The sequence below is a fragment of the Sphaerochaeta sp. UBA5836 genome, from assembly GCF_002432845.1.
Taxonomy (GTDB): Bacteria; Spirochaetota; Spirochaetia; order Sphaerochaetales; family Sphaerochaetaceae; genus Sphaerochaeta.
On the sequence record NZ_DJGW01000028.1, the window covers coordinates 2,041 to 11,891 of the forward strand.

The following is a 9,851-nucleotide window of genomic DNA, read 5'->3' on the forward strand; positions in this document are numbered from 1 at the left end:
GCATAGCGGAGCCTCAGCCACTGCCGTGCAAGATCTGCAACTTCGGGGTATTCGTACGGTTCCCTTGCCGTGGTCCCGTGATACCTGAGATGGGAAGTAAAAACTCCCATTTGCGTCCATCGGATATAGAGATCATTGCTCGGCCGGCTGTTCATGAAACTGGGAATGCCTTGGAAACCCGGAACATCGTGGCTCCAGAATGCGAACCCCGAGAGGCCCAGATGAAGTCCGCCTCTCAACGAGCCGGCCATACCATCCCAGGAACAGGCACAGTCGCCACTCCAATGCAAGGGATAGCGCTGACATCCGATCCAACCCGCCCTGGCCCAGATCATTGCATCAGGTCCTTTCACCTGCCTGCTGATCTCATAGGCTGCCTTCTGGTAGAGCAAGGCATACAAGTTGTGCAGTTTTCGGTACGGCATACCATAGTATGAAGCATGTTCCTCGATCACCTCGCCGAAGTCCGTCTTGATCACTGCAACGCCAAGTTCCAACAGGGGAGCAAGCAGACTCTGATACCAACGAACAGCTTCCGGATTCGTAAAGTCGATGTTCCCATCGAACTCCACTTCGCTGAAATTCGAACCCAATGAAACATGCTCACTTTTAGGAGCTACATACCGATGGTTCTGTGCGGTCGCGTAGTGCTTGGTGTCCTTTGCAATACAGGGAAGCTGCCACAGACTTATCTTTATCCCCTGCTCTTCCATCTCTTTCAGATAAGCCTCAGGCTGCGGGAATCGGGTGGTGCTGAATTCCCACTCACATTTCCAATCCTTTTCAAACCAGCCGGTATCGATATGAATAACATCGCAGGGGAATCCACCCTCGCGCATTCTTTTCACCACAGTTCGAGTTTCATCAGCTGAGAAGTAACTCATCCGGCTCATCCAAGTCCCATATGACCACACAGGCACATCGGAGGGAAACCCGGTAATTCTCCTGTAATTCCACACAACCTGCTCGATGGAATCTCCACCGATGAAGAACAGGTCCAAGCCATCGTCCTCCACCACAGCCTGTGCTGCACGAGTCGAAACATCCGCCAGCGAAAGGCGGACATGGGCTGAGGTCATGATCAACAACCCATACCCTTCACTGGAGATGTAAAACGGTACGTTCTTGTAGGAGCGGCGGCTGTTTACTCCGAGCCCATCGGTATTTTCCAGCACAAACGTTTTCCCTGCCAAATTCATTGCAGCAAAGCGCTCACCGGTACCGACGAACTTTTCATTCGGTTTGGCATGCAACGAATACACCCATCGATCGACAGCATCATCCCGTTCAACGAACCCCAGACTGAACGATTCCGACTGTGAAGGGAAAAAATCATCATAGGCCATGAAAGGAACGGCAGTCTTGCCGTCGGGAAACACCACTGCATCAAAAGTCTGCGGTGGTTCAGGTTGCAGCGTACTCCAGATTTCCGGCTTCTCTTCCTTGGTGTGTATCCGCATCCGGGTCTTGCCATGTTCGTCCAAAAAATCCCAGCCGCTCTCGGTCCCAACCGGACGAAGAGCTTCCTGCTTGAGTGAGGGATCCCATTCCAACATCGGGTTATGGGCATCCGAACTGATGGAATTCCCACCGCCTATTGTCAACCGAACGATGGATGAGCCATACAAACGCACAACCAGTTCGGCACTCTTTGATACCTCCGACTTGGCAGGATGGAGAAACAGATTCTTCATCTCTTGTTTGAGAAAAGGAATCTCAACTACTGCGGCAATGCCTTGTTCATGTACACAGACCGGCCTTCCGGCACGGTATATCGAATCTCTTCGGGCGTCAGGAGCATCCTGATCCAACATATCAAATAGAAAGCGATTTCTTTGTTTCATACTTTTTACTTATCCCTTGACTGAGCCGCTGTAGGCACCCATGGTAATCTGACGCTGGAAAAAAACAAATAATAACAGGGGGACGAGAGAAGCAGACAATATGGAAGCGGACAGTACCGTATCGTCAAGCCCGTATTGGCCCTGCAACATACCAAGGCCCTGGGTGATCGTCCTCAGATGCTCGGTCTGCAACAACAAGAGAGAGAAAGGGAGTTCGTTCCACATCGATTGTGTACCGATGATTATAATAATGACGATCATAGGTTTGGCAATGGGAACCATGATGTAGTAGAGCATCCGATACACACCGGTTCCATCGAGTCGTGCCGACTCGACAATCTCCATGGGAACCGTTGCATAATACGTTGTCATGATATAGGTGCCGAATGGCCCGAAATATGCCACCCAGACAAGAATCAAGCCCAGATAGTTGTTAACCAGATGCAGCTTTCGACAGACCTGGAAAATCTGGATTGACAGCAACATCTGGGGAAAAATCATGAGAAACAAAACTGCAAGGAACAAAGGAAAGCGGAAACGAAAACGCAACCGGCCGAATGCAAAACCGGCAGTAATGCACACAAAGAGATACAACACCAAGGCGGAGGGAATCAGCAAACAGCTGTTGAGAAAATACCTGAGCATGTTGCCCTTCACCCACACATGGAAGTAATTGCTGAATGTGATGCTTTGCGGCATGAACAACTTGTTGTTGACATACTCAGCAGATGATTTGAGGCTGGTAATCAGTACAAAGAACAACGGGTAGAGGGCCATCAAGGCAAATACCATCAGTACCACATACATGATTGCTTTTACGGTTCTCTCATAGCTATTGGACATCTGAATTCTTCCTCATGAGAGCGACCTGAAACACTGCAATGATTGCGCAAACCACGAACAGAACGCTTGCCCAAGTACTTGCATATCCCATGTTGAATGCGACAAATCCTGCATTATAGATTCCATACTCCAAGGTGAACGTTGCGAACCCCGGGCCTCCGCGTGAGAAGGTATAGATAAAGGGGAAGGCTCTTGCAAGAATCTCAATGAACGACAAAACGATCCAGAACTCAATCGAAAACCGAATGGAGGGAATGGTGACATTCCAGAATGTCCGCCACCAAAGAGCCCCATCGATTTTTGCCGCATCGTACAGTGATTCATCGATGCTGCTCATTGCAGCGAGGAAAAAGATGCAGCCGAAACCCAACCGCAACCAGACTCCATAGACCAAGCCAAGCGTATTGAGAGCCAGGTCGGGCTTGCTCAACCAGTCAAGTGCGAAGGCCTCCAGACCCAGATGGATCAACACATTGTTTATCGGCCCAAGTTTGCGGAACATGATGCTGGATATCATTCCCATGATTACGTAGCCGAGGATGTTCGGCAAATAGATGATAGCCCTGAAGAGAGACCACCCTTTCAGCCCTTCGCGCAGCAGTGCTGAGATGAGAATCGGAAGGATGACACCCAAGGGGATGTAGAGAAGCAGAACCAGGGTGTTCTTGATGGAGATCCAGAATGTCTCATCCGCAAACATGGTGCGATAATTGTCCAGCCCGATGAAAGTCGCCTTACCCATGCCCTTCCATTTGAAAAAGCTCAGATAGATATTGGCAACCACTGGATAGAGTATGAACACAAGCAACAGGAGAAGCAATGGAGCTATGAGCAGATAGGGTTCCATCGACTCTCTCTTCACAATGGATGTAAGGTGTTTCAAGTGCAACCCCCATGCAAAAGTATGGGTTGTCCGATTGCATTTTGCAATTCCAGACAACCCATGGTACGACTGGTTATTTAGCTTTCTGGACGTTGTCCAGCATGCCTTGGGCAGATTCTATGAACTTGTCGATGCTGATCTCATTGGAGACGAAGGCCTGCGCGCAATATCGGTCGAAATTGCCATTGGCATCTTCGTTCAACAAGAGGGTGTTGAAGTCGAGGACAAACGGTTTTTCAAGAATCTTGCCTACAAGAGGATATCCCAAGCTCTTGATGTCGACATTCTTGTTGGGAGAAAGAGCCCCTGTCATGCCCATCCATATGGCATTGCCTTCACCACGTGCATACCCTTCGACCACCTTCATAGCAGCTTCAGGGTTCTTCGACCACTTCATGACGCTATACCCGATACCGGCCGGCTGGCCCACTTGTTGGTCCTTGTATTTAGCCTGGGGGAAATTGATGGTCGGGAAGTAACCGACTGCATCGATGCCCAACGCATCATTGAAGACCTTCCAATGGCAGACATCAGAGAGCATTCCAACAAACATCGCACCCTTGCCCGCAGCAAAATTGTTGGCGGCATCCATGAAATAGGGTGTCGAAGTGCCGGCAGGATCGATATAACCCTTCTTGAACAGCTCCTGCACAATCTCTGCAGCCCGCTTGAAAGCAGCATTGCCCTTGAAATTCTGTTTGCCGGTCCCGAGGTACTGCACATCGTCACCATAGATGTTTGCCACGAAGCACCTGAAAAGGAAATCGATGGTATACGGAGCGCCCTGCAGTCCGGCGACCATGGGAACAATACCGGCTTTCTTGAGTTTCTCACAGGCAGCCATGAAAGCATCCAGATCAGAAGGGGCTTTCTCAGGATCCAGTCCGGCTTGTTTGAACAGGGCTTTGTTGTAATAGATACCGAAGCCTTGGGTTGTCAGGGGAACCATATGCACCGGCTTACTTCCGTCCCCGCCCTCCGAACAATAAGCCCAGCTGAACTCGGAGATCTCATCTCTCCATGGCTTGATATACTGATCCATGGCAATGGTGTACTCATCAAATTCATAGGCTTGCACTCCGCCATGGAACATGACGATATCAGGTCCTTGTCCGGCTTGTACTGCTGCACGCACCAACTGATAATAGTTGTCGTTCGGCTGACCGACATGCTTGATGGTAAGACCGGGGTTATTCTGCATGATCAAATCATCAATTTTCTTCATCGCCGGTTGCACGCCTTGAACATCACCATATTTGAAATCCCAAATAGTGATTACCGTAGCTCCGTCGACCTTTGCAGCCCCCTGCTCTTTGGTTCCAGCCGACCAGAGCATTAGGGACGGTAGCAGAAAAAGAAGCACACATACGACCTTAACTCGAATTTTCATACGTTCCTCCTATTACAAATCAACCCTATGGTTGAATGCTTTCTTCCTGTAGAACGACTATCAAGGTTCAATCACCGTCATTTCAAACGGATAAGTACATGTTCATTGGATAAACGCTAAACACGTTTTTGCATATTTTTAATTTAACCGCTTAACTTACTATAGAGACCATTTCTCTTTCCTGTCAAGTAAAAAGTATATCCATTACCACACAACCTGCATGGAGATTGAAAAAGGCACCTGGTCCGACTCAGCTGCTCTCCCTCTCTACAAGGTGCGTCTGAATGATCTCATGGGAGGGTTGGATCCGTCTCCTTTCTATGACATCGATCAACAAATCAGCAGCTTTGGAGCCGATCTCGTACGCTCCCATGTCGAGGCTGGTTATGGCTGGGGAATGGATCCTGGTAATCATTGTATTTCCTGCACTTACGACGGCAACCCGGGAAGGAACGTGGAGGTTGCTCTCCTTCAAGGCCCTGAGAACCCCTACTGCAATTGTATCGTTGAAGGTAACTACAGCGGTGAAATCAGGGATTTCCTTGATGGTTCGCAGAAAAGCCCGATAACCTTGCTCCTCAAGCATAGGCACGTTGATGATCCAATCCTCACTGAAGTTCAAGCCATTGTCATGGAAGGCCATGCTGTATCCGGTTCGACGCTTTTCACTCTGCGTATACTCAACGTTGCCGTTTACCAGAATGATCTTCCTATGACCCTTTTTAATCAAGTAATTTACTATTGCATAATACCCTGCCGTAATATCAGCATCCACATAGAACGAATCATCCCGCTCATTGGGTGTTCCAATTACCACATAGGGAATATTTCTTTGCCGTATGTGATTGATATACACATCATTGATTCTCGGATTCATGATCAATGCACCATCTATGGGCTGGGTCAGGTTCAGGTCAGGATGGTTCTTCGTATTCTCGTTCAAATAATCAGCATACAGATGAATCTGGTATTTTCTGACATGCAGCACGTCAAGAACTCCGGCAAGGATATTGTTGAAAAAGTAATCCTCGCGGATGTTTTGCGTAGGAGAAGCATACAGCCCTACCGACCAAGTCTTCTTGCTCGCGAGATTTCTTGCCGTAATGCTGGGCCTGTAGTCAAGCTCCTCAACAGCTTTCAGAATCTTCTCGGTTACTTCCTGACTGATTTTTCTTTTACCTGAAAGCGCATATGAGACAGTTGCTGCAGAAACACCAACTTTTTGTGCAACCGTTTCAATCGTTACTTTTTTCATAGATTCCTTTCATTATTGTGTTAAACGCTTAAATGATTTTATGGTGATTACCCCCAATTCGTCAACCGGAAAAATCAACAAATCGTACCGGATAAATTGGTTTACCTTCACTTGGACAGTATACACCGATTCAGTCTGCTAAAGAAACTGTTGTTGCAATACTTGAACAATTCCGGTATATGCCAATAGCTTATAGGCAATGCTCCACATGACCAGAAAAATTGCACCGTTGAGGATTCTCCAGGTGATGGTTTTCTTAAACAGAGGTGCAAGAAGCGTCGAACCGTATGCCAAGGTAAAAAACCAGATACATGACATGGTCATCGCCCCGCCTCCGAAGAGCAGCCGACCGGCTCCTTCGTAGGTTGCACTGATTCCCCCCAAGAGAACTACGGTATCGAGGTAGACGTGTGGATTGAGCAGCGTAATCGCCAAGGTCGTCAGGATGACCTGCTTTCGGCTTACAATCCCTACTTCGGATTCATGCAATCGCTGTCCAGCTTGGAATGCCGAGAACAGGCTCTTAAGACCGTAGAAGAAAAGAAACAACGCTCCCATCCCGGCAGCAATGCCCAGCAGCTTCGGTGATTGTTCGATCAGGCTGCCCATGCCGGCAACACCGGCAGAAATAAGCAGGGCATCGCAGAACGTGCAGATGAGAGCGACAACAAAGCGATGTTGTTTACGTATTCCCTGGGTAAGCACGAAGGCGTTTTGGGCACCGATTGCGATGATCAAGCCTGCACCGGTGGCCATACCGGTAAAGAAAGGTAGTTCCATGCCGGTCAGGGTAGTCAAAACCCTGAATTTTTGCAAAGCATTCTGAGAAAATAGTGGAAAGATTCAAAAAACTCATGAAGCAGAGGGTGCACTAAGAACACTGAGCGCCTATACTGTACCCAAGGAGGGAAGCCATGCCTACTTTTCAGGATTTGATTCTCGGGCTCCAACACATCGGCATTCCGACCCATTCACTGGAAAAGACCATCGACTTCTACCAGAGTCTGGGTTTCTCGATCATCCATGCCCCTCTGCATGATCACAAGAGGGTTGCATTCCTCAAGTTGGGGGATGTAGTCATTGAAGCATACGAAAGCGACGAGACAGCCGCCCACACCGGTGCCATCGACCACTTCGCACTGAATGTGAGCGACATACAGGCAACCTATCGTGAGATACGGGCTCTAGGCTATCAGGAACTGGAGAACGGCATCCAGACGCTCCCCTTCTTCAGCCATGGAGTGAGCTACTTTACCATCCAAGGACCGAATGCAGAAAAGGTAGAGTTCGCTCAGTATTTATAAGCATCCACCGCTTTGGCAATCGGATGGCGAATGACTGTCTTTTGGTTCGACCCCTCCACCTTTCTTGGAGCGGTGAGATAGATTTCATGATGGAGCCGGGTATCGGAAAAATCCAGTTGGTAGTTCCGGGTGGCAAGAAATGCATGCATTCTCTCCACCGTTTGAGGTTCGTCGTCGTAGGAGCCGAGGTGAAGAACCTGTACTCACACCCCCTCCTGGTACCATAAGCCTTCCAACCAAGAGACGACATAGTCGAAGTATCCATCCATGTGATGGTCTCCCTTCCTGCTCATTTTCAGCGTATAGGCTACGACATAGAGCATTTCCACGCTTCTTTGATACTCGCCCCGTGCTTTGTGATGGCTGATAGAATGCTTTGTATTCTTTTTGAAATCGAATGGCATACGCCCTCCCTGTGGACGGCGAATGCTCTGATGCACTCAAATACTACACCATAATTGAATTATGTCCTTTACTATTTTCAACTTCCGCTTGCATACTATCCTCGATGCCACACACGATAAGGATGATTGAGAAGATGGAAAAAGATATACGAACCTTGCTGGTCATCAAAATTGGCCAAAGTGCTTTCAGGGCAAAAGACTTGGCAAGCGGGAACATTGTTTCGGTAAAGAGTACAAAATCCTATGAAATCGCTGAATGCGACACGGTTACGCTCGAAGTAACCAAAGAGTGGCAGTTCAAGAAAACCACCTACATCAGCGGAGAAGTACTCAGTCATCATTTTGATGTGCAGGCACTTGATATCCCAGGCCATGAGTATCATGCGGTAAGGTTGGTTTCAGCGACAGAGTGGTATGAGCCGTATGAATTGAAGGGATTCATTGGAGAGTGCCTGAGAGGCGGAAAGAGAATGTCCTACGCCATGGAGGACTATACCGGGTATGGTTTTTACCAACCCGATTGTGATCCCGTCATAGAAGCCAATGAGAGTGAAACACCAATCATGCAATATGACAAGCTTGCTAAACTCTGGGAAGACTATCCACTCTGCATCGATGCATTGGCTCATATGGCGTATGTGTATTTTCGAGGCCACCGTTTCCTCCGCAATGCCGAAAACTGCCTGAAAACAGCTATCCATATTGCTGAAAAGAATTTCCCTCCACACCTTGACGGCATCTTTCTCTGGTCCGAATTGAACAATCGTCCCTACTTGAGGTCTCTCCACGGTCTGTGTCTGGTAGAATGGAGGATGGGCAACTTTGCTGAAGCAGAACAAATTGCACGAAAAATGCTTCGTCTGAACCCTCCAGACAACCAAGGTGCACGCTTTCTTATCGAGCAAATCATGAAAGGTGAACCTTGGACTGAAGACTGAACTGTACCTATGCCATCCTCATTTCTGCAACAGCATGTCCCCATCCTTGATCCAACCCTTCTTGCGCATGAAGGTGCTGATAAGCAGGGTGACGACGGCAGGAAGGATGAAGTGCATCAAGAGTATGACCGGCAGGGATTGAGGACCCATGACAGCAACAGCATTGAACTGACCGACCAGACCGCTTGTGCCCATGCCGGCTCCTGCGCTGTTGTTTTCCATCTTGAATACCATGGTACTTACCGGACCGAGTATGGCCGCCGTCAAGGTCGGCGGTATCCAAATCAAAGGGTTGTTCCAGATATTGGGAATCTGAAGCATGCTGGTTCCCAGTCCTTGACTGATAAGTCCGCCCAGTTTGTTTTCTCGATAGGAGCTCACGGCAAATCCAATCATCTGACAGCTGCAACCAACGACTGCAGCCCCTGCTGCGAGTCCATCGATGCCGAGGCTGATACAGATGGCCGCACTGCTGATGGGAAGCGTCAGCACCATTCCCACCACCGTAGACACAAGGATTCCCATGGGAAGTGGATACAGGGTGGTCAACAGGTTGATGAAAGAACCCAAGGATGTCATCAGGGCTGCTATCGGAGGGGCTATGAAATGACCGACCAAGCCGCCCCCCACTATGGTTGCAAGGGGGACAACTATAATGTCCACGCCGGTCTTTCCGGCAACTTTCTTGGAAATCTCGGCACCGGCCAAAGCAGCCAGCATTGCACCAAAGGGTTCACCCAGGACTACTTTCACCAGAGAGGCCCCCTCTCCCAGCACAAAGGTTCCCGCTCCTACAGCTCCTGCTACAGCACTGCAAAGCACGCCCAACATGGGGGCTTTCACAGCCAGGGCTACGCCCACACCAATAGCCGGCCCGGTCAGGTATTGGGCGACAAGCCCGATCTGCTCCAAAAGCTGCCAACCACTGTAATGTCCGATTTGCTTGATGATAAGACCGATGATCAAGGAGGCAAACAAGCCTTGAGCCAT

General features: G+C 49.0%; 11 protein-coding genes. 2 read left to right on the top strand and 9 right to left on the bottom strand.

What is annotated here, in order from left to right:
* From B3F49_RS02270 to B3F49_RS02295, 6 genes are all read right to left on the bottom strand, one after another.
* Positions 1-1,844 (bottom strand): alpha-xylosidase (locus B3F49_RS02270; RefSeq protein ID WP_293908784.1); only part of this gene is annotated, 1,844 nt, incomplete at its 3' end.
* 9 nt (positions 1,845-1,853) lie between these two features.
* The gene (locus B3F49_RS02275) at positions 1,854-2,687 is read right to left on the bottom strand and encodes a carbohydrate ABC transporter permease (protein ID WP_293908785.1); all 834 of its coding nucleotides are present in this window, start codon (positions 2,685-2,687) and stop codon (positions 1,854-1,856) included.
* Positions 2,677-3,570, bottom strand: a complete 894-nt coding sequence (locus B3F49_RS02280) for a carbohydrate ABC transporter permease (RefSeq protein ID WP_293894178.1) — start codon at positions 3,568-3,570, stop codon at positions 2,677-2,679. The genes B3F49_RS02275 and B3F49_RS02280 overlap by 11 nt, the downstream gene beginning before the upstream one ends.
* A gap of 73 nt (positions 3,571-3,643) precedes the next feature.
* Entirely contained in the window at positions 3,644-4,960 is a 1,317-nt protein-coding gene (locus B3F49_RS02285) for an ABC transporter substrate-binding protein (protein WP_293908786.1), read from the bottom strand.
* Positions 4,961-5,210: 250 nt separating this feature from the next.
* Complete coding sequence (locus B3F49_RS02290) at positions 5,211-6,215, bottom strand: LacI family DNA-binding transcriptional regulator (protein ID WP_293894184.1); 1,005 nt, start codon at positions 6,213-6,215, stop codon at positions 5,211-5,213.
* Between the two features lie 138 nt (positions 6,216-6,353).
* The gene (locus B3F49_RS02295) at positions 6,354-6,995 is read right to left on the bottom strand and encodes a LysE/ArgO family amino acid transporter (RefSeq protein WP_293908787.1); all 642 of its coding nucleotides are present in this window, start codon (positions 6,993-6,995) and stop codon (positions 6,354-6,356) included.
* 134 nt (positions 6,996-7,129) lie between these two features.
* Between B3F49_RS02295 and B3F49_RS02300 the strand changes: the two genes are divergently transcribed.
* Positions 7,130-7,519, top strand: a complete 390-nt coding sequence (locus tag B3F49_RS02300) for a VOC family protein (protein ID WP_293894190.1) — start codon at positions 7,130-7,132, stop codon at positions 7,517-7,519.
* Here B3F49_RS02300 and B3F49_RS02305 read toward each other — a convergent pair.
* Together B3F49_RS02305 and B3F49_RS02310 are read right to left on the bottom strand one after the other, a co-directional pair.
* Complete coding sequence (locus B3F49_RS02305; protein WP_414712488.1) at positions 7,507-7,668, bottom strand: hypothetical protein; 162 nt, start codon at positions 7,666-7,668, stop codon at positions 7,507-7,509. The two genes, B3F49_RS02300 and B3F49_RS02305, sit on opposite strands and share 13 nt — an antisense overlap.
* Positions 7,669-7,722: 54 nt before the next feature.
* Positions 7,723-7,848 carry a hypothetical protein gene (locus B3F49_RS02310; protein WP_293894196.1) on the bottom strand — a complete coding sequence of 42 codons (126 nt, stop codon included), beginning with the start codon at positions 7,846-7,848 and terminating at the stop codon, positions 7,723-7,725.
* Between the two features lie 209 nt (positions 7,849-8,057).
* Here B3F49_RS02310 and B3F49_RS02315 point away from each other — a divergent pair, with 209 nt between their 5' ends.
* Positions 8,058-8,861: a tetratricopeptide repeat protein gene (locus tag B3F49_RS02315; RefSeq protein ID WP_293908788.1), complete on the top strand. Its 804-nt coding sequence runs from the start codon at positions 8,058-8,060 to the stop codon at positions 8,859-8,861.
* Between the two features lie 18 nt (positions 8,862-8,879).
* Here B3F49_RS02315 and B3F49_RS02320 read toward each other — a convergent pair.
* The coding region (locus B3F49_RS02320; RefSeq protein WP_293908789.1) for a PTS transporter subunit IIC at positions 8,880-9,851 on the bottom strand (972 nt) is incomplete at its 5' end.